At 60.1% G+C, this 19,804-nt stretch carries 22 protein-coding genes; 13 read left to right on the forward strand and 9 right to left on the reverse strand.

From position 1 onward, the window contains the following. The first annotated feature begins 15 nt into the window (after positions 1 to 15). The 5 genes from atuD to ppnP all read left to right on the forward strand — a co-directional run bounded on the left by atuD (position 16) and on the right by ppnP (position 5,100). Positions 16 to 1,173 (forward strand): citronellyl-CoA dehydrogenase, encoded by a 1,158-nt coding sequence (gene atuD, locus AB4N73_RS13145; RefSeq protein ID WP_056788533.1) that lies wholly within the window; start codon positions 16 to 18, stop codon positions 1,171 to 1,173. After that, positions 1,170 to 1,967, forward strand: a complete 798-nt coding sequence (locus tag AB4N73_RS13150; RefSeq protein ID WP_460143564.1) for an enoyl-CoA hydratase/isomerase family protein — start codon at positions 1,170 to 1,172, stop codon at positions 1,965 to 1,967. Before atuD ends, AB4N73_RS13150 begins: the two co-directional genes overlap by 4 nt. A gap of 202 nt (positions 1,968 to 2,169) precedes the next feature. Continuing rightward, positions 2,170 to 4,131, forward strand: a complete 1,962-nt coding sequence (locus AB4N73_RS13155; protein ID WP_460143565.1) for an acetyl/propionyl/methylcrotonyl-CoA carboxylase subunit alpha — start codon at positions 2,170 to 2,172, stop codon at positions 4,129 to 4,131. A 70-nt stretch (positions 4,132 to 4,201) separates the two neighbouring features. Further along, positions 4,202 to 4,744: a 3'-5' exonuclease gene (locus tag AB4N73_RS13160; RefSeq protein ID WP_256809690.1), complete on the forward strand. Its 543-nt coding sequence runs from the start codon at positions 4,202 to 4,204 to the stop codon at positions 4,742 to 4,744. 71 nt (positions 4,745 to 4,815) lie between these two features. After that, on the forward strand, positions 4,816 to 5,100 hold the full coding sequence (ppnP, locus tag AB4N73_RS13165; protein WP_039759849.1) for a pyrimidine/purine nucleoside phosphorylase: 285 nt from the start codon (positions 4,816 to 4,818) through the stop codon (positions 5,098 to 5,100). Between the two features lie 72 nt (positions 5,101 to 5,172). Here the strand turns inward: ppnP and AB4N73_RS13170 are convergent, their stop codons facing one another. Further along, positions 5,173 to 5,979 (reverse strand): MOSC domain-containing protein, encoded by an 807-nt coding sequence (locus AB4N73_RS13170; RefSeq protein ID WP_150637785.1) that lies wholly within the window; start codon positions 5,977 to 5,979, stop codon positions 5,173 to 5,175. A gap of 191 nt (positions 5,980 to 6,170) precedes the next feature. Then, the gene (locus tag AB4N73_RS13175; RefSeq protein WP_016770829.1) at positions 6,171 to 7,106 is read right to left on the reverse strand and encodes a chemotaxis protein CheV; all 936 of its coding nucleotides are present in this window, start codon (positions 7,104 to 7,106) and stop codon (positions 6,171 to 6,173) included. 454 nt (positions 7,107 to 7,560) lie between these two features. Between AB4N73_RS13175 and AB4N73_RS13180 the strand changes: the two genes are divergently transcribed. The 3 genes from AB4N73_RS13180 to AB4N73_RS13190 all read left to right on the forward strand — a co-directional run bounded on the left by AB4N73_RS13180 (position 7,561) and on the right by AB4N73_RS13190 (position 10,044). Continuing rightward, complete coding sequence (locus tag AB4N73_RS13180; protein ID WP_150637816.1) at positions 7,561 to 8,031, forward strand: hypothetical protein; 471 nt, start codon at positions 7,561 to 7,563, stop codon at positions 8,029 to 8,031. 463 nt (positions 8,032 to 8,494) lie between these two features. Then, positions 8,495 to 9,388, forward strand: coding sequence for a sensor histidine kinase (locus AB4N73_RS13185; protein WP_024013690.1), 894 nt, complete (start codon positions 8,495 to 8,497; stop codon positions 9,386 to 9,388). Beyond that, complete coding sequence (locus AB4N73_RS13190) at positions 9,385 to 10,044, forward strand: response regulator (protein ID WP_056788523.1); 660 nt, start codon at positions 9,385 to 9,387, stop codon at positions 10,042 to 10,044. Before AB4N73_RS13185 ends, AB4N73_RS13190 begins: the two co-directional genes overlap by 4 nt. Here AB4N73_RS13190 and yegS read toward each other — a convergent pair. Then, a complete protein-coding gene (gene yegS / locus AB4N73_RS13195; RefSeq protein WP_041478444.1) occupies positions 10,028 to 10,945 on the reverse strand; it encodes a lipid kinase YegS in 918 nt (305 codons plus the stop codon). The genes AB4N73_RS13190 and yegS overlap by 17 nt on opposite strands. 314 nt (positions 10,946 to 11,259) lie before the next feature. On the opposite strand from yegS, the gene AB4N73_RS13200 reads away from it, so the two are divergent. Continuing rightward, positions 11,260 to 11,568 (forward strand): hypothetical protein, encoded by a 309-nt coding sequence (locus tag AB4N73_RS13200; protein ID WP_172834003.1) that lies wholly within the window; start codon positions 11,260 to 11,262, stop codon positions 11,566 to 11,568. A 59-nt stretch (positions 11,569 to 11,627) separates the two neighbouring features. On the opposite strand, the gene AB4N73_RS13205 is transcribed toward AB4N73_RS13200, so the two are convergent. Beyond that, positions 11,628 to 12,854: a molybdopterin molybdotransferase MoeA gene (locus AB4N73_RS13205; RefSeq protein ID WP_460143566.1), complete on the reverse strand. Its 1,227-nt coding sequence runs from the start codon at positions 12,852 to 12,854 to the stop codon at positions 11,628 to 11,630. Beyond that, on the reverse strand, positions 12,838 to 13,377 hold the full coding sequence (gene moaB / locus AB4N73_RS13210) for a molybdenum cofactor biosynthesis protein B (protein WP_016770598.1): 540 nt from the start codon (positions 13,375 to 13,377) through the stop codon (positions 12,838 to 12,840). Before moaB ends, AB4N73_RS13205 begins: the two co-directional genes overlap by 17 nt. A gap of 81 nt (positions 13,378 to 13,458) precedes the next feature. Here moaB and mobA point away from each other — a divergent pair, with 81 nt between their 5' ends. Both mobA and AB4N73_RS13220 read left to right on the forward strand, forming a co-directional pair. Next, positions 13,459 to 14,061 carry a molybdenum cofactor guanylyltransferase MobA gene (gene mobA / locus AB4N73_RS13215; protein WP_056788518.1) on the forward strand — a complete coding sequence of 201 codons (603 nt, stop codon included), beginning with the start codon at positions 13,459 to 13,461 and terminating at the stop codon, positions 14,059 to 14,061. Between the two features lie 78 nt (positions 14,062 to 14,139). Beyond that, positions 14,140 to 14,361, forward strand: a complete 222-nt coding sequence (locus AB4N73_RS13220) for a YgdI/YgdR family lipoprotein (RefSeq protein ID WP_016770600.1) — start codon at positions 14,140 to 14,142, stop codon at positions 14,359 to 14,361. An 82-nt stretch (positions 14,362 to 14,443) separates the two neighbouring features. Here AB4N73_RS13220 and AB4N73_RS13225 read toward each other — a convergent pair whose 3' ends face one another. From AB4N73_RS13225 to AB4N73_RS13235, 3 genes are all read right to left on the reverse strand, one after another. Next, positions 14,444 to 15,334, reverse strand: coding sequence for a pseudouridine synthase (locus AB4N73_RS13225; RefSeq protein ID WP_460062255.1), 891 nt, complete (start codon positions 15,332 to 15,334; stop codon positions 14,444 to 14,446). Between the two features lie 70 nt (positions 15,335 to 15,404). After that, entirely contained in the window at positions 15,405 to 15,722 is a 318-nt protein-coding gene (locus AB4N73_RS13230; RefSeq protein ID WP_016770837.1) for a hypothetical protein, read from the reverse strand. A 113-nt stretch (positions 15,723 to 15,835) separates the two neighbouring features. Further along, positions 15,836 to 16,072: a glutaredoxin family protein gene (locus AB4N73_RS13235; protein WP_016770838.1), complete on the reverse strand. Its 237-nt coding sequence runs from the start codon at positions 16,070 to 16,072 to the stop codon at positions 15,836 to 15,838. A 198-nt stretch (positions 16,073 to 16,270) separates the two neighbouring features. On the opposite strand from AB4N73_RS13235, the gene AB4N73_RS13240 reads away from it, so the two are divergent. Beyond that, on the forward strand, positions 16,271 to 17,983 hold the full coding sequence (locus tag AB4N73_RS13240) for a cation:proton antiporter (protein ID WP_041478439.1): 1,713 nt from the start codon (positions 16,271 to 16,273) through the stop codon (positions 17,981 to 17,983). Here the strand turns inward: AB4N73_RS13240 and AB4N73_RS13245 are convergent. Next, complete coding sequence (locus AB4N73_RS13245) at positions 17,980 to 19,188, reverse strand: ammonium transporter (RefSeq protein WP_460143567.1); 1,209 nt, start codon at positions 19,186 to 19,188, stop codon at positions 17,980 to 17,982. The two genes, AB4N73_RS13240 and AB4N73_RS13245, sit on opposite strands and share 4 nt — an antisense overlap. A gap of 301 nt (positions 19,189 to 19,489) precedes the next feature. Between AB4N73_RS13245 and AB4N73_RS13250 the strand changes: the two genes are divergently transcribed. Continuing rightward, positions 19,490 to 19,804 carry an ElaB/YgaM/YqjD family protein gene (locus AB4N73_RS13250; protein WP_016770842.1) on the forward strand — a complete coding sequence of 105 codons (315 nt, stop codon included), beginning with the start codon at positions 19,490 to 19,492 and terminating at the stop codon, positions 19,802 to 19,804.

Genomic DNA, 19,804 nt, shown 5'->3' on the forward strand with positions numbered 1-19,804 from the left:
CGGAGAACAACAACAATGATCTTCACCCCGGAACACGAAGCCCTGCGCCGCACCGTCCGCCAGTTCGTCACGCACGAGATCAACCCGCACGTCGAAGAATGGGAAAAGGCCGGGCGCTTTCCGATCCATGAGATATTCCGCAAGGCCGGTGAGCTGGGCCTGCTGGGCATTTCCAAGCCGGAAAAATTCGGCGGCATGGGCCTCGACTACAGCTATTCGATCGTCGCCGCTGAAGAGTTCGGCACCATTCATTGCGGCGGGATTCCGATGTCGATTGGCGTGCAGACCGACATGTGTACACCCGCCCTCGCCCGCTTCGGCTCCGATGAATTGCGCGAAGAATTCCTGCGCCCGGCGATCACGGGCGAACAGGTCGGCTGCATCGGCGTTTCCGAAGTCGGCGCCGGCTCCGATGTCGCCGGGCTGAAAACCACGGCACGCAAGGACGGCGATGACTACGTGATCAACGGCAGCAAAATGTGGATCACCAACTCGCCGAGCGCCGATTTCATCTGCCTGCTGGCCAACACTTCGGACGACAAGCCACACATCAACAAGTCGCTGATCATGGTGCCGATGAACACCCCGGGGATCAGCCTCAGTTCGCACCTGGACAAGCTCGGCATGCGCAGCTCGGAAACCGCGCAGGTGTTCTTCGACAACGTGCGCGTGCCGCAGCGCAATCGCATCGGCCATGAAGGCGCCGGGTTCATGATGCAGATGCTGCAGTTCCAGGAAGAACGCCTGTTCGGCGCGGCGAACATGATCAAGGGCCTGGAATATTGCATCGACAGCACCATCGAGTACTGCAAGGAGCGCAAGACCTTCGGCAACGCGCTGATCGATAACCAGGTGATCCACTTCCGCCTCGCCGAATTGCAGACCGAAATCGAATGCCTGCGCGCCCTGGTCTATCAGGCCACCGAGCAATACATCAAAGGCCAGGACGTAACGCGCCTGGCGTCGATGGCCAAGCTAAAGGCCGGACGCCTCGGCCGTGAAGTCAGCGACAGCTGCCTGCAATATTGGGGCGGCATGGGCTTCATGTGGGACAACCCGGTGGCCCGTGCTTATCGCGATGTGCGTCTGGTATCGATTGGCGGCGGCGCCGACGAAATCATGCTGGGGATCATCTGCAAACTGATGGGCATCCTGCCGGGGAAAAAGAAATGAGCAACCTGCCCGATTGCCAGGCGCTGTTGCTGGAACTGCATGGTGGCGTACTGCACATCACCCTCAACCGCCCGGACAGCCGCAACGCGATGAGCCTGCAAATGGTCGCCGAACTGCGCGCGGTGCTGGCGGCGGTGCGTGATGACCGCACAGTGCGGGCCTTGGTGCTCAGCGGTGCCGGCGGGCATTTCTGCGCCGGTGGCGACATCAAGGACATGGCCAATGCCCGGGCTCAGGGCGCGGAAGCTTACCGCGAGTTGAACCGGGCGTTTGGCGCGCTGCTGGAACAAGCCCAACATGCGCCGCAAGTGCTGATCACTGTGCTGCAAGGCGCCGTGCTCGGCGGCGGCTTCGGCCTGGCTTGCGTCAGCGATATTGCGATTAGCGGTCACAAGGCGCAGTTCGGCTTGCCGGAAACCAGCCTTGGCCTGATCCCGGCGCAAATCGCACCGTTTGTGGTGCAACGGATAGGCCTGACCGAAACCCGCCGACTCGCGCTGACGGCGGCGCGTTTCGATGGCCCTGAGGCGCAGCGATTGGGGCTGGTGCATTTCGTTGAACAGGATGCGCAGGCGTTGGCCGAGCGACTGGATGAGGTGTTGCAACAGGTGCTGCGCTGCGCGCCGGAAGCGAATGCGATGACGAAAAAATTGTTGCTGGCGAGTGCCGGACAGCCGTCGAGTGCATTGCTCGATGAGGCGGCGCAGTGGTTCAGCGCGGCGGTGACCGGAGACGAGGGAATCGAGGGGACCATGGCATTTATGCAGAAACGTAACCCTCGGTGGGTCAGCTAAAAGCTTCGCGAGCAGGCTCGCTCCCACAGGTCGAAATGCGCTCCAAATGTGGGAGCGAGCCTGCTCGCGAAGAGGCCCGCACCTTCGCCGCCCAAAACTCAGGAGCGCCCGCATTCGCGGTTGAAATGCGTTCCAAATGTGGGAGCGAGCCTGCTCGCGAAGAGGCCATCCCATTCACCGCTATCATTTCAGGAACCCCACCATGCCTACCCTCCACAAAATCCTGATCGCCAACCGCGGTGAAATCGCCTGCCGCATCCAGCGCACGGCCCAGGCGCTGGGCTATCGCACCGTCGCCGTGTTCAGCGACGCCGACGCCGATGCGCTACACGTGCAAATGGCCGACCAAGCCGTACATATCGGCCCGGCGCCGGTGCAGCAGTCCTACCTCAACATTGCGGCGATCATCGACGCCGCCCGCCGCAGCGGCGCCGATGCAATTCACCCCGGCTACGGCTTCCTCTCGGAAAACGCCGATTTCGCCCGCGCCTGCGCCGAAGCCGGGCTGATTTTCATCGGCCCCAGCGTCGAAGCGATCGAACTGATGGGCAGCAAACGCCTGTCGAAAATTGCCATGCTCGACGCGGGCGTGCCGTGCATCGCCGGCTACCAGGGAGCAGCGCAGGACGACGCGACGCTGCTGGCCGAAGCCGAGCGCATCGGTTATCCGCTGATGATCAAGGCCAGCGCCGGCGGCGGTGGACGTGGCATGCGCCTGGTGCACGAGGCCAGCGAACTGGCGGCGCAACTGCGTACCGCGCGGTCAGAAGCACTGAACGGTTTCGGCAGTGACGAGTTGATTCTCGAGCAGGCCTTGATCGACCCGCGCCACGTCGAAGTGCAACTGTTCGGCGACCAGCACGGGCATCTGGTCTATCTCGGCGAACGCGATTGCTCGATCCAGCGCCGCCATCAGAAAGTCATCGAAGAAGCGCCGTGCCCGGTGATGACCGCCGAGCTGCGCCAGGCCATGGGCGAAGCAGCACTCAAGGCCGGGCGCGCGGTGGATTACGTCGGCGCCGGCACCGTGGAGTTCCTGCTCGACGCGCGCGGGCAATTCTACTTTCTGGAATTGAACACCCGTCTGCAGGTCGAACATCCAGTGACGGAATTGATCACCGGCCTCGATCTGGTCGCGTGGCAGTTGCTGGTTGCCGAGGGTCAGCCGCTGCCGCTGACGCAGGAGCAGATCCGTCTCGACGGTCACGCCATGGAAGTGCGCCTCTACGCTGAAGATCCCGCTGCGGATTTTCTCCCGCAAACCGGCCGAATTGCCGCATGGCAACCGGCGTCGGGCCACGGTGCACGGATCGATCACGGTCTGCTTGAAGGCCAGTCGGTCAGCCCGTTCTACGACCCGATGCTGGGCAAACTGATCGCCCACGGTGCAACCCGCGAAGAGGCGCGGCGCAAGCTGTTGCGTGCGGTGCAGGACACCGTGCTGCTCGGCGTGCAAAGCAATCAACGTTTGCTCGAGGGCCTGTTGCAACATCCGCAGTTCATCAGCGGCGATTTCAGCACCGCCTTCATCCAGCACCATTTTTCCAGCCATGCCAGCCTCAACACTTATGTGCCGACGACGGAGCAACTGGCGATTGCTGTGGCGTTGTTCTATCAGGCCAGCGCCCTGCCCCATCGCGCCCCATTGAATGGCTGGCGCAACAACGCCAGCGTGCCGTTGCACTATCGACTGGGCAGTGACGAGCAGGACTGGACGCTGTCGGTGCTGGCGCGCAAATCCGGCGAGTTGGTCGTGCAGGCTGGCGAAAGCACTGTGGCGGTGAAAATCATTGAGCACGCCGCGCAATCGATCACCCTCGAAGTCGACGGTCTGCGCCAATGTCACGCCTATCGTCTGCACGATCGGCAGCTGTGGCTGTTCACCCATCCGGGCAGCCTGCGCCTGGAGGATCGAACTCATGCGCCGATCGACAGTCAGACCAGCGTCGCTTCCGGCACCCTCAAAGCGCCGATGGACGGTGCCATTGTCGACGTGCTGGTCAGCGAAGGCAGTACGGTCAGCAAGGGTCAATTGCTGGTGGTGCTGGAGGCAATGAAAATGGAGCATCCGTTGAAGGCCGGCATCGATGGCGTGCTCAAACGGGTGCAAGTGAAGGTCGGCGATCAGGTAAAAAATCGTCAGGTTCTGTTGCAGGTCGAGTAGTCGCCCGGGCACAAGCGCGGGGTTTGACTACGCTCTGATAAATCAGAACGCGGAAATCAGGAACCCTGCGATGCCCCATTGGCTGGTCATAGATCTGGAAGCCACCACAGACGAGGGTGGCTGGCCGGTCACGGAGATGGAAATAATCGAGATCGGTGCGACCCTGGTCGACCGCGCCGGGCGCGAGCAGGATCACTTCCAGCGCTTCGTCAAACCGACCCGCCGGCCATTGCTGACGTCGTTCTGTCGGGAGCTGACACACATCACTCAGGCCAACATCGATTCGGCACAACCGCTGAGCGAGGTCTGGCCAGCCTTTGAGCGTTGGCTGGCACAGCATCAGGCTCGCCTTGAAGGCTGGGCCAGTTGGGGCGGCTACGATCGCCAGCAGTTGCTCCAGGAGTGGCAGCGCCTGAACATCGACAGCGGCCTGAGCAAAGTCCCGCACATGAACCTCAAACAGCGCTTCGCCAAGGCCCGGCGCCTGGAACGACCGCTGGGGCTCAACGGCGCGTTGCAACTGGCGGGCATGCAGTTCAACGGCCAACAACATCGCGCGCTGGAAGATGCCCGCAATACTGCACGGTTATTGCCGCTGGTCCTGCCGCTATAGGCGCGTGACGGCGCGAAAAGCCTTGTGCATACTGGCCGCCCCCTTTTAAGCCCTTTTCGAGGAATCCGCCCATGTTTAAAGTCAACGAGTACTTCGACGGCACCGTCAAGTCGATCGCCTTTGGCACCGCTGAAGGTCCGGCGACCATTGGCGTCATGGCCCCGGGCGAATACGAATTCGGCACCAGCCAGCGCGAGATCATGCATGTGGTTTCCGGCGCGCTGAGCGTAAAACTGCCAGACAGCAGCGACTGGGAAACCTTCGCCGCCGGCAGCCAGTTCAACGTCCCGGCCAACAGCAAGTTCCAACTGAAAGTCGCCGTTGATACCGCTTACCTGTGCGAATACCGCGGCTGATCCCGCCGGTTTCACTGCGCAAAAAAATGCCCGCGTCCAAAAGACCCGGGCATTTTTCGTTTCAGCGACAACCTATTCGAGGATTTCCACCGGCATGCCGACTTCCAGGCGGCCGTTGCCGTCGTTGACCAGATTCTGCCCGAACATCGCGCCATCGGCGGTTGAGCGATGTTTCTGTAACGTCGCGAACGGCTCGCGATCGGCGCTACGCTCACCGGTTTGCGGGTCGACAGTGGTCATGATGCAACGCGCGCACGGCTTGACCACGCGAAATTCGATGTCGCCAATGCGAATACGCTTCCAGTTGTCCTCGGCGTAAGGCGCGCTGCCTTCGATGACCAGATTCGGACGGAAGCGCAGCATCTCCAGCTCTCGCCCTACCGTTTCCGAGAGTGCCAGCCGCGAGGCTTCGCCAATGAGCAGCAACGGATAACCGTCGGCGAACGCCACTTGATCGTCATCCTTGCCGAAACCCGACTGCGTGGTGCGCGCCCGCTCGAGTGGCATTTGCACCAGACGTGTCGGCTTGCCGAGGAAGTCGCTGACAAAACGCGCGGCTAGATCACCGGCGTCCGGCACACGCAGGGTGTCACGCCAGATCGTCACACCGCGCTGCTCGGCGTCGGCCGCGGGCAGCGCGACTTCGATAGAACCCTGCTCGGGAGCGCTCAGAGTCAGACCGCCGCCGGCATTCCATAACGCCGACAGCTGACTCATCTTCGCTTCGGCACGCTGGGTCAGAAAGCGCCCGCTGGCCTCGTCCACCAGCATCCAGCGTCGGTCGCCCACCAGCCCGAGCTTGTCCAGCTCAATGCTTTGCAGCATTTCGCCCTTGCCGGATTTCAACGGGTAACGATAAAGCGCGCTCAGACGCAGCATGGCCAGCTTCCTTGGAGGAAAAACGCCACCCTATACGAGCTTCAATAGCGAATCAAAGCCGTCATTAATGTAAATACACTTCTGTGGGAGCGAGCCTGCTCGCGAAGAGGCCGGCACATTCACCATCAATGTGTCCGACCCTGCGCTTTCGCGAGCAGGCTCGCTCCCACAGGAAGCAAGATGTGCGTGTTTCAGGCCGGCACGGCGTCGAGCATCAGACGCTGGCGCACCACATCAACCAATTTGTCCGGCTGGAATTTGGAAAGGAAGTTGTCGCAACCGACCTTCTTCACCATCGAGTCGTTGAAACTGCCGGACAGCGAGGTGTGCAGTACGACGTACAGGCCACGCAGGCGAGGGTCGTTGCGGATCTCCGTGGTCAGGCGATAGCCGTCCATTTCCGGCATTTCCGCATCGGTGAAGATCATCAGCAGTTTATCGGTCATGTGCACGCCGGTATCGGCCCAGGCCTTGAGCATGTTCAAGGCTTTCAGACCGTCGCTGGCGATGTGCATTTTCACCCCGAGCTGGCCGAGGGTGTCGCGCAATTGCGAAAGCGCTACGTTGGAATCGTCCACCAGCAACACTTCGCGGCCTCGGGCGCGCTCGAGAACCGGATCGTCGAGTTTCTCGCGCGAGACCTTGGCGTTGTACGGGACGATTTCCGCGAGGACTTTCTCGACGTCGATGATCTCCACCAGTTGATCGTCGACCTTGCTGATCGCGGTCAGATAATGCTGACGGCCGGCACTGGTCGGCGGCGGCAGAATGGCTTCCCAGTTCATGTTGACGATGCGGTCGACACCGCCGACGAGGAAGGCCTGCACCGAACGGTTGTATTCGGTGACGATGATCGTGCTGTTCGGGCCCGGCACCAGTGGGCGCATACCGATTGCCTGCGACAGGTCGATCACCGGCAAGGTCTGTCCGCGCAGATTGACCACGCCGCAGACGAAAGGATGACGCTGCGGCATCAGGGTCAGCTTGGGCAGTTGCAGCACTTCCTGAACCTTGAACACGTTGATCGCGAACAGCTGGCGTCCGGCCAGGCGAAACATGAGGATTTCCAGGCGATTCTCACCCACCAGTTGCGTGCGTTGGTCTACCGTGTCGAGAATGCCGGCCATCAATGACTCCTGGGCTTGTTCTGATGAATTCACTATGGGGGTTTATCGGCTGCATTCAGCTAATCTTGATTGCTGTAAAGCGCGTCGCTAAAAATGCCACAAACGGCCATTGATGTCACACTGACATCATGCTTTACTGGCAATCGTGATTTCATCTGCTAGATTCATTGCGGCGCGACCTCGGTTTGCACGTTAGGTTCCCGCGTCTAAGGGATTCCCCTAGGATCAATCAGGCCCAACCTGATATTCGCCATTTCCAATAGCCATTACTGTGACGCCATTCTCATTGCATGAACGGAGTCAGGCTATTGTGTGCGATCGCAATTCAGTGGCAACCCACCCTCTGGAACCCCTCGGTCCGTGCACCTGCACCGCCGGGCGCGATCTGCCGACGATTCACGATCGTCGCCACACACGGCCATCCGTCAACCAACACGACGTGGTGGAGATGAACATGCCAATCGACCGTAAAGACTGGGCGCAACGCTTCCCCGAATTTCTGGTCGAGGCCGAAACGCTTCTCGCCAAGTCCGAAGAATGCCTGAGCCATCTGCAACTGATCAGCAATGACAAGGATGCCATCGACTGCATGCTCGGCACTCTGCTGAAGCTGGCGGGTCGGGCCGAAGCGCTGGCGCTTGAAGCGATCTCCGAGTTTTCCCTGCACATCTACAGCCTGCTCAATTTGCAGCAGGACCACGTCGATCTGCACGAGCAGGCCCTCGATGCGTTACGTGACTGCCTGACCTTGATGGCGTGGCAGCTCGAGCTGGTCGATCCCAGGACCGGACAGCTGACCCTGGATAAAAGCGAACAGACTGATCTGCTCGAGGCCTTCGCGGCACAAATGGGCCAAACCTCGTTCGAGCCCAAGAGGGTGAGCAAACGTTTGCTCTCTTCATCCTTTACCGCGCGCCAGGCTTGAGCCGGTAAGTCGCGATATTGTCGTAAATGAATACTTCGTGCCTGAAAGCGACAATCCGGGGCAAATAATCAGCCCGACCAACGGCTAATTTTCAGGTGCTGCCATCAGGGTTTTCCCTGTGCCCACCGAGCGACACTTCCAGGCAAATCGAAGTGGCCCAAATACAACAACTCCAGCTTTTTCCAATATGGAACTTGCGTCCACGATCCGATATTTCCTGACTGAATGGACATATATAGCAACCGCGACCAACGGTATGTTAAGTGGTATTATGCCGCCGGTTAGTTGCCTGCCGGTTAATGGCATACTGACTTCAGTGTTACCTTTTCGATGTTATTGCCGGTCAATGATCGCTTAATGAATGCGGTTTGAATCAATAACATAAATGACAGTATTTCCACACAGAGATCCGCCAGTCACCGGTCGGTCTGCCCGCAGCGAACATCCATTGGCTCCATCCGTTATGTACGCCAGTCTCAAGTCACTCATTACATGGCCACCTTCTCGGGAAAACGCCCGGCGCTTCACACTTGTCCTGTGTGTTCTGGCGACCTTGGGCAGTCTGCTGGCGTATGTTGTTTCCGCACGCCTTCCTTTGGGATTGCTGGCGCTCGACATCGCCGCCACCGCGTGCGTCTGGGTGCAATATCGCTTGTCACGCAAATCGATCAAGTTTCAACCACAAGAGCTGGCTGATCGACTGTTGCAAGTTCAGGAAAACGAGCGCCATCGCCTCAGCCGGGAATTGCACGACGATATCGGCCAGTTGCTCACCGCCGCCAAACTGCAAAGTGACTGGCTCAAACGTCGCCTGCCGGAGGATCTGCAGGAACAATGCAAGGTGCTCTGCGACACGCTGGATGAAACCCTGACCAAGGTGCGTGACGTCTCGGCGATTCTCAATCCACGTCAATTGACCAGCCTGGGCCTCGAAGCCAGCCTGCGTGCGCACTTGCTCAAGACACTGGCCAACACGCCGGTCAACTGGAGTCTCGATTGCCAGCAACGGCTCAACGGCATCCCCGAGGAAATGGCCGTCGCCGCGTTTCGCATCGCCCAGGAAGCCGTGACCAACATCCTGCGCCACGCACAGGCAAAAAACCTGTTGATTCGGGTACAGCGATTGCCGCAAGGTCTGACGCTGTTGATCAGTGATGACGGCCTGGGTTTTGCCCCGGCGGCCGACCCGGCCAGAGAAGGTCAACGCGGCATGGCCGGAATGGCCGAGCGCATCGAACAGTTGGGCGGCACATTGAGCGTTATCAGCGAGCCGGGCAAAGGCACTCGAATCGAAGCACTTTTCCCGTGGGCGCCGCGAGCGCTCGAACGGGCCAGTACGAATAAGGTTATGCGTTGACTTGTAACTTACTTCTGGTGGATGACCACTCGCTGATCAGAGCCGGCGTGCGTGCTCTGGTTCTGGATATTCCCGGTTACGCGGTAGTCGGCGAAGCCAGTGATGGTTCGCAATTGCTCGAAATGGTCGAGCAACTGAGCCCCGACATCGTATTGCTGGACATCTCGATGCGGGAAACCGGTGGCCTGGAAGCGCTGCAACGCCTCAAGCGTGTGCGGCCGCAGAGCAAAGTGCTGATTCTGTCGATGCACACCGACCCGGCGCTGATCATGCAAGCGCTGGAGTCCGGTGCCCATGGCTACCTGCTCAAGGACACCACGGCCACCGAGCTCGAGCACGCGCTGGAAGCCCTGCGCAACAACGAACGCTATCTCAGCCCGGCCATCGCTCACACCGTGATCAATCAGGCACTGACCCGCAACCAGAAAAGCCAGCCGGACATCGCCGATTCGCACAATCTGACCGCGCGCCAGCTGGAAATCCTTCGCCTGATCGTGCGCGGCAAATCGACCCGGGAAATCGCCAATGGCCTGGGCTTGAGCGTCAAGACCGTGGAAACCCACCGCGCACAGATCATGAAACGCCTGCAGATCTATGACGTGGCGGGCCTGGTGCTGTTCGCCGTGCGCGAGCAGATCATCAGTCTTGATGACTGACTGGCGTCAGTTGACTCAATAGCGGCGAGTCCTTTGGCAAGTGCACCTGCAACGCTGCGGGTTTCGCAACAAAACGCAGACTGTCGCCTTCCAGCGGCTCGCCGTCGAGATTGATGCTCAGCCCTTCGGCGACCTTGATCTCGACCCACGGCAATCGCGCCCGCACGAACATGTTGTCGAGGCCGAAGCCCTCGCTCAGCAGATTCTTCAGCGTGCCGACCAGTTCTTGCGGTGCCGGCAGGATACTGATGTCCAGCAAACCATCATCGACCTGTGCCTCGGGGCACAGCACATGGCCGCCACCCGCCTGCCGCCCGTTACCGATGCCCAGCGCCAGCAGCTCACCCTGCCAATGGAAATCCGGGCCTTGCAACTCGCCGTAAGCGGCATGCAGTTCGCTGAACCGGGTCAGGCCGGTAAACAGATACGCGGCGCCGCCCAAGACCTTTTTCAGATCTTCCGAAGTATTGGCGGTCACCTGGCTGCCGAATCCGCCGGTCGCCATGTTGAGGAAAATCTGCCCGCCCACTTCGCCCAGATCGATATCCGAGGGCTGAACATCCAGTAGCTCAAGGGCTTCGGCAGGCTCCAGGGAAATACCGGCGGCGCGGGAGAAATCGTTGGCGGTTCCCAGCGGCAGCAACACAAGACTGGCTTTTTGCGGATGCTGAGCCAGCGCCTCGGCAATATCGCGCAACGTGCCATCACCGCCACCGGCGATGATTTTGCTGTAGCCGGCCGCCAACGCTTCCTCGACCAGACGCTGGGCGTCGCCGGCCTCCCAGGTCACTCGCACAGCCAGTTCCCAGCCTTGCTCACGCTTGGCTTCGACGGCAGCGCGGACATCCTCGTTGAGTGCCTGTTTGCCATGCAAGATCAGCAGTGCCCGGCGTTCACTCATAACGTCACTCCAAGAATTGAAATCGATTGAAACATCTTGACCACTGTGCGCCTTAAAAAAGCCACCGAGCGGCAATTAATTCTTCGTCCAACTGCTGGCGTCCTACACAGCGGTATTTTTTCTTACGAAACAAGAGGAATCGGCTTAATTGACCCCGTCCGACCATTGGGTCACCGTGTGCCAGCAGCATCAACCTTCAACCCATTAACACAAGGATGTGCCGGTAATGAACGGATACCCCCCGATTTATTTCCATGAATCGAGCAATGGCAAAACCAGCAAGCGTGCAGTTGATACGATCGGCGAGAACTTCCATGCACAACCATGAAACCAAGGCACCGGTGAGCCCGGTCGCCGCTCTCGCCGAAAGTCGTGCCAGCAAGAAACCAGACTTCTGTAACAGCGCCAAGACCCCTGGAGAGTTTGATATGGAACCCCGAGTCAGCGAGCTGGAGACTCACTTCAAATACATGCGCCGCGATATGGACGAAGTGCTCAATGATGTCCGGACGATCAAACACCGTCTGGCGTATTCGGCGGGTGCCACCGCTGTCATCCTCGGTCTGCTGGGCTGGGTGGCCAACAGCCGATTCGACCAGTTGGTGACATTGATCAGCAACTGACCGAATCATTCGTTGCACGCGCCGTGCGTATCAGCCGACGCGTGCATGGGCGAGATGCTCTACCCCAGAAGGTCACTGAGGGGAATGAAGCTCACTGCATCACCCTCGCTCAGCGTGCGGCCTTCTCGGACTTCCACCAATCCGTCGGCCCACGCCGCGCTACGCAGCACACCCGAACTCTGGTTGCGGTAAATGATCGCCCGCCCCTGTTCCAAGCGCCCGCGCAGATATTCACGACGGTTGCCGGCCACCGGCCAGACAAAGCCTGCTGGCACTGCAAACTTGAGCGGCTCGACATCTTGCACACCCAGGCGTCGCAATAAATAGGGCCGCGTCAGCAAGGCGAACGTCACCAGCGTAGAGGCGGGATTGCCGGGCAGGCCAATCACCGGCACGTTGCGGAAATGGCCGAACGTCAACGGTTTTCCAGGCTTGATGGCCAGCTTCCACAAGGCCAGTTCGCCTTCCTCTCGCAAGGCAATGCCGAGAAAATCCGCTTCACCGACCGAGACACCGCCAGTAGACAGAATCAGATCGACATTTTGCAGTTCGCCCAGCCGCGCCCGCGTCGCGGGTAGATCGTCCGGAAGAATTCCGCCATCGATCACTTCGCAGCCCAGACGCTGCAACCAGCTGCACAGAAGTACGCGATTGCTGTTGTAGATCTGGCCCGGACCCAATGCCTGACCGGGTTCAACCAGCTCGTCCCCAGTGGACAGAACCGCCACCCGCGGCTTGCGCACGACGTTAACCCCGGCACAGCCAAGCGAAGCAGCCAGGCCCTGCTCAATCGGTCCGAGCCGGGTGCCAGCTTGCAGCACCAATTCACCGACCGTGGTTTCCTGGCCCTGCGGACGAATGTTCTGCCCGGCCTTCAAAGGCTCAAGAAAGCGCACTCGGCAGTCGGCCTGAACTTCGGCGTTTTCCTGCATCTCGACACAGTCAGCGCCCGCCGGTAACGGCGCCCCGGTAAAGATGCGTGCGCAGGTACCTGGTTCCAACGACTGCGGAGATTGCCCGGCAAACACCTTTTGACTGACCGGCAGCGGCTCGCCCTGCCAATCAGCCAGGTTCAAGGCGTAGCCGTCCATGGCGCTGTTCGGCCACGGCGGCAGATCCAGCGTCGAGATCAGATCTTCAGCCAGCACCCGCCCTTCGACTTGAGACAGCGGCAAGTATTCGCGCTCGACAATGCGCGACGCATCGGCCATGGCCAGCAAACGCTCGAGCGCCGTTTCGACAGGCAGCAGACTGCCGGTCTTGCCCGGCTTACCCACGGGATTCACACGGCGCCGCCTGCTTCAGGTGGGTGACGAAGTTGCACGGACGATGACGGGCGTCCAGTTGCTCAGCGAGAATGCCGTCCCAGCCGGTGCGCACTGCATTGGTCGAACCCGGCAGGCAGCACACCAGCGTGCCGTTGGCCAGACCAGCCAAGGCCCGGGACTGCACGGTCGAAGTGCCGATATCGGCCACGGAGATCTGGCGGAACAGTTCGCCGAATCCGTCGACCTGTTTGTCGAGCAGGCATGCCACCGCTTCCGGTGTGCTGTCACGCCCGGTAAAGCCAGTGCCGCCGGTGATCAGCACAACCTGGACCACATCGTCGGCAATCCAATTGGCGACTTGCGCGCGAATTTTGTAGAGATCATCTTTAAGCAAAACACGCTCGGCCAGCGCGTGACCGGCCGCGATCAAGCGATCGACGAAGACCTGGCCGGAGGTATCGGTTTCCAGGGTTCGGGTGTCGCTGACAGTCAGCACCGCAATATTGAGCGGCACGAAAGGTACATCAGCCTTGGCTTTCATAGGCTCTTCCAGTTGTAGGGGAAACAGCCCGGTGTTATATCACAGCGGCTCATTTTTCCGCCGCCCCTCTGGAGAGTCGTCATGCCCTCGAACAAGCCGTTGCCACCCTGCTCCGTCCTGCTTCTGGCCGGTGGACGCGGTCAACGCATGGGCGGTCAGGACAAGGGCCTCATCGAGTGGCTGGGCGAGCCGTTGATCGCGCATCTCCAGCGCAAGGTACGGCCGCTGACCGACGATCTGATCATCTCGTGCAACCGCAATCGCGAGCGTTATGCCGGGTTTGCCGATCAGTTGGTAATGGATGATGAAGGCGATTTCCCCGGGCCGCTGGCCGGTATTCGTGCTGGACTGAAAGCGGCGCGCCATGCGCATTTGCTGGTGTTGCCATGCGATGTGCCGCGAATCGACACGGCGTTGCTGGAAGCCATGCTGACCACTGCCGATCTGCAACGTGAAAAACCTTTAATGCTGCGCCACGGCGAGCACTGGGAACCGCTGTTGTGCGTGATTCCGGTGGCGCTGTTGCCAGCGTTCGAAGCAGCCTGGAATGCAGGCGAGCGCAGCCCGGGCAGGGTGATGCGCAGTCTCGGCGCCGTCGCATTGCAATGCCCTGACAACGACCCGCGACTGGCCAACCTCAACACCCCCGAATTGTTACATCTGCACAACACTGTGTCAGACTGACACTATCCAAGGAACTCTCACGCCTTGTTTACGTCTCAAGCTCAGTAACCAGAAGATTTCCCATTCGGAGACACACTCATGACTCAACGGACCCTCGCCACTTTCATGCTCGCACTGGGCCTGGCAACCCTCGCCGGTTGCTCCTCGCCGACAGTGATCACCTTGAATGACGGTCGCGAAATCCAGGCCGTCGACACCCCGAAATACGATGATGATTCGGGCTTCTACGAGTTCCAGCAGCTGGACGGCAAAGAGACCCGCATCAACAAGGATCAGGTTCGTACCGTTAAAGAGCTGTAAGGCTCCGCGTCGTTACCGGATACAGAAAAGCCCGCATTGTCATGCGGGCTTTTTCATGGGCGCTCGGAAAGCAGTTTCAGCATTACCACTGCAAGGTGATTCGACTCTCGAACTCCCGCAATTCCCCGGTCACCGGGTCAATGAAGCGCAGGCCTTGCGCAAGCAGCTTCAACGGGTTGGCGTAGTCGTCCTCGACATCTTTCAACACCGTCGGATAAAACGGGTCGTTGCAAATACTCGCTCCCAGCGCCGTCATGTGCACCCGCAACTGATGCTTCTTGCCCGTCACGGGATACAGGCCATAGCGCCACAGATCACCATTTTTCTCACGCACCTCCACTGCCGTTTCGGTGTTGCTGGCGCCAGGCCCTTCTTGCATGCGGAAGAACGGCTCGCCATCGACCAACCGGCTCTTGTGCACCAACGGGAAATTCAGCTCGGGCAACGCCGGGGCGATCGCTTCATAGCGCTTGTCGATCTGCCGCGTCGGGAACAACGACTGATAGGCCGAGCGGGTTTGCGGGTTGGCCGAGAAGATCACCAAACCTGCCGTGTGCCGGTCGATGCGGTGCAGCGGCACCAGATGCGGATTGTCCAGCCGACGGATCAGCCGGCGCAGCAGGGTTTGTTCGACATATTCCCCGGCCGGGGTGACTGGCAGAAAATGAGGTTTGTCGGCCACTACCAGATGTTCGTCAGCGTAGAGAATCGACTCGAGCACCGGGATCGGCTTCTCGTCCGGCACTTCGCGAAAGTAGTGAATGCGCAGACCTTCCTTGTACGGCAAGTCCAGCGCAATCGGCTGGCCCTGCGCATCCAGCACCCGCCCGCGAGCAATCCGGTCAAGCCATTGCTCGCGGCCGATGGCACTGAAGTGCTCGCACAGGCAATCGAGCACTGTCAGCCAAGGACCGGGCGGCAAATACAAGGTGCTGGCCTGATTGTGCGCAGCGGAAAATACGGGGCTGGTCATACGAAACAGAAATCCTCAATGCAGGCCGGCATTATCCAACAGTGAGGCAAAGCCACCTAGCGCAGTTTCATCAGGCCGGAATCGACTTGAGGGCCGCCGCTTCGGTGAACTCCTTCAGCCAGCGCAAGACATCGACCGCCTCCCAGCGACCCGGATCGTACAAGGCATACAGCAGGCCCTGATAACCGACCACATCCAGCTGCTTGTGATAACCGGCGCGCTGGAACAGGGCTTCGATCTCGGCAAAGCAGGTGTTGAAATGCAGCTTGTTGAACGGCGTCTTGCCTTCCGTGACCAGCCCGTCCAGGCGCAATTCGAGGACGGCCTCGCGCACCACGTCGACCGACATCCGGTTAACGCTGCTCTTCAACTGTTCGACATTGACCACGGTTCATCCCTCTGACTCGATTGCTGTATGGACATACAGTAACCGAAGAAGTCAGCGAGCGCCAACGCAAGGATGTATCGCTGCGACCAGCGGAAGAACGGTAGTAAACCCCATCATCGTAAAAACGCCGCGATTTCATCGCCACTGAACGGCCAATCCAGCTCCGCGCCAGTGTCAACGCGCCGCAGTACCGGGATGCGCAAGCTGTATTTTTCGAACCACGATTCGTCTTCGGCAATGTCCACCAGTTCAACCAGCAGACCATGCTCGACGAAGGGCATCAGCTCGGCTTCGGCGACTTCACACAGGTGACACCCGAGGGTGCCGAACAGCTGACATTCAGGAGGCATGACGGCATTACCGGAAAACAAGTGAGCCCATTCTAGGACGCCACTAAACCCTCGTCGACCCAGCGCCGCTCAAAGGACCCAGCGCTCCCGGCGCAAAATCCTGACGCAAATCATTCAGCGCAAATTGCAAATGCGTCATCCTCGCGGACTTTTTGCCTCTACGCTTCAGAGGCCAACGCCCTGACAGCGGAGTGTCCCGTGTTTGCAAATCTGTTGATCATCCTCGCCTCATCCCTGGTGGTGATTGCCCTGTTCCGGCGCCTGCGACTGCCGCCGGTACTGGGTTACCTGTGCGTGGGATTACTGGTCGGGCCGAACGCATTCGACTGGGTCAACGAGAGCGAACATCTGCCGGATGTCGCCGAGCTGGGCGTGGTGTTTCTGCTGTTTTCGCTAGGCCTGGAGTTCTCCCTGTCGAAGATGATTGCGCTGCGCCAGGTGGTGTTTCGCCTCGGCAGTCAGCAAGTGCTGATCAGCGCAGCGCTGCTCGGCACACTGTTGATGGGCCTGGGTATGCCGCTGATGCCGGCGCTGTTGCTCGGTGCCGGTTTATCGCTGTCATCCACGGCGATCGTGACCAAGGAGCTGGGCAGCCTTGGTGAAGTGTTCAGCAGCCACGGCCAGAACGCGGTCGGCGTGCTGCTGTTTCAGGACGTTGTTGCGGTATTGCTGCTGACACTGGTTCCGGTGTTCGCCGGCACCAGCGAGCAGGCCTGGTATTGGGCCTTGCCGCTGACCCTGGGCAAGACCTTGGTGCTGTTCTTCGGCCTGCTGCTCGCCAGTCGCTGGTTATTGCCACGGCTGTTTCATGAAGTGGCGGCCTCGCGCTCTGCGGAGCTATTCGTCCTGCTGGCGCTGGTGATCGTGCTGCTGACTGCCTGGCTCACGCACTTGTTGGGGCTGTCGCCTGCACTCGGCGCTTTCCTTGCCGGCATGTTGCTCGGGGAAAGCCATTACCGGCACCAGATCGAAGCTGACATCCGGCCCTTTCGCGACATTCTGCTCGGCGTGTTCTTCGTCAGCATCGGCATGCTCATCGACCTGCAATTGTTCGTCAGTCACAGCCTGTTGATCATCGGCCTGACGCTCGGCCTGATGCTGATCAAAGGCATCGTGGTCGCGCTGCTGGTGAAGTGGCGCGGCAGCGACAGCGAAACCGCATGGCGCAGCGGCCTCGCCCTGGCCCAGGGTGGCGAATTCTGTTTTGCCTTGATGGCGCAGATGCAGCAGAACAGCCTGTTGCCGGCCGAGCCGGGTGCACTGCTGCTTGCGGCGACGTTCTGTTCGATGCTGCTCACGCCACTGCTGTTGCGTGCGGCGCCGCGCATCGCCGCCGTGCTGCACCGCAAGCCCAATCAGGAAGCGCAGATCGAACAGATCAGCGCGCTCAACGCCGACCTCGACCAGCACGTGGTGATCTGCGGCTACGGTCGCGTCGGCCAGTCCATCGGCCGCTTCATGGGCAATGCGGGGCAAGCCTATGTTGCGCTGGACAACGATCCGGTGCGGGTGCAGGAAGCCGCATCCGCGGAAAGCGACGTGCATTACGGCGACTCGGCGCGTGGCGATCTGCTTACTGCGGTTGGCCTGTTGCGCGCCAGGCTGCTGGTGATTGCCGTGGATCAAAGTGACGTGGCGTTGCGCATTCTGCGCGAAGCCCGGCGACTCAACCGACAGGTGCCGATTCTGGTACGCACCCGTGACGACAGCCAATCGGCGGAACTCAGAGCCGCCGGCGCCACCGAGGTGGTGCCGGAGCTTCTGGAGTCAAGCCTGATGCTCGCTTCACACGCGCTGATCATGCTTGGCCTGCCCGCGCACAAAGTGCAGGAGAAGGTCGATCAAGTGCGTATCGATCGCTATCGCCTGCTCCACGGTTTCTATCCCGGAGCCAATGATGAGGAAATCTAGTCCTGACTCACCGCGCCGATCTTGTGCAGCGACAGGTCGGCGCCGTAATACTCTTGTTCCTGACTCAGGCGCAGCCCATGCAATGCCTTGATCGCGCCGTAGACGACGAAGCCGCCGACCAGCGCCACCGCGACGCCAAGCGCAGTGCCGATCAACTGGCTGATCAGGCTGACGCCGCCCAGGCCACCCAGCGCAGACTGACCGAAGATGCCGCAGGCAATCCCGCCCCACACGCCACACAAACCATGCAACGGCCAGACACCCAAGACATCATCGATACGCCATTTGACTTGCGCAGCGGTAAAGCACCAGACAAACAAGGCGCCGGCAATCGCGCCCGTCACCAGCGCACCGAGCGGATGCATCAGGTCGGATCCGGCGCAAATCGCCACCAGCCCGGCCAGCGGGCCGTTGTGCAGAAAGCCAGGGTCGTTGCGCCCAACGATCAACGCCGCGACGGTACCGCCGACCATGGCCATCAGCGAGTTGACCGCGACCAGGCCACTGACGCCTTGCAGCGTCTGCGCGCTCATCACGTTGAAGCCGAACCAGCCGACAATCAGGATCCACGAGCCCAGTGCGAGAAACGGAATGCTCGACGGCGCGAACGCGACCAGGCGCCCATCGCGGTAGCGACCATTGCGCGGGCCGAGCAGCAGAACAGCGGCCAACGCCAGCCAACCGCCCACGGCATGCACCACCACCGAGCCGGCGAAATCATGGAATGCCGCGCCAAACTGCGCCGCCAGCCAGCCTTGCAAACCGAAGTTGCCGTTCCAGATCAGCCCTTCGAAGAACGGATAGATAAACGCCACGATCAGCGCCGTCGCGCACAACTGCGGGACAAACCGCGCGCGTTCGGCAATGCCGCCGGAAATGATCGCCGGGATCGCGGCAGCGAAGGTCAGCAGAAAGAAAAACTTCACCAGTCCATAGCCATGGTCAGCCGTGAGCACCGCCGCCGGTTGCATGAAGGTGACGCCATAGGAGATCCAATAGCCTATAAAGAAATAGGCCAGGGTCGACACGGCGAAGTCGCTGAGGATTTTCGCCAGCGCGTTGACCTGGTTCTTCTGCCGGACCGTGCCGACCTCCAGAAAGGCGAAACCGGCGTGCATCGCCAGTACCATCACCGCACCGATCAGAATGAACAACGTGTTGGAGCTGTGAACCAGCGTGTCCACAGCGCTTTGCAGATTTTCCATGAGAAGGCAGACCCAAGGCTAAAAGGCACCAAAGCGGTTCATGTGTGCATTTCATGCACCAAATTACGACTCATCAAATATCCAACGGCAGGGTTGATGAACTGATTTGGCGCATTTATCGATGTCCGATCACGAACTGCTAGTAAATTAATTAGAGTTTTTCTGCTGGGACGCCCGGCAACAGCGCACATATACCGAGCGACGCACCACGACACAGCAAAAGTTGTACCAGGCATTTGCACTGAACCTTCGCGCAAGGCTCATACTCGAACGCTTCAAAGCCACCTACGGAGATCCACCCATGGCCAGCATCAAGGCAAAGACTGCTCAAGAAATCCTGATGAACGACTTCCAGACTCTGGTCGCCGACACCGAACGCTTGCTCGAACACACCAAGACCCTCGCGGGTGATCAGGCCGATGAGCTGCGTGCCCAGATTCATGACAGCCTGCTGCGTGCCCGGGAAACCCTGAAGGTGACCGAAGACACCCTGCGTGAGCGCGGTCAGGCGGCCGTAACCGCTACTGAAGACTATGTGTCGGCCAACCCATGGCAGTCGGTGGGCATCGCTGCCGGCGTCGGCTTTCTGATCGGCCTGCTGGCAACTCGGCGCTGA

The organism is Pseudomonas sp. S3_B08, from assembly GCF_054667725.1.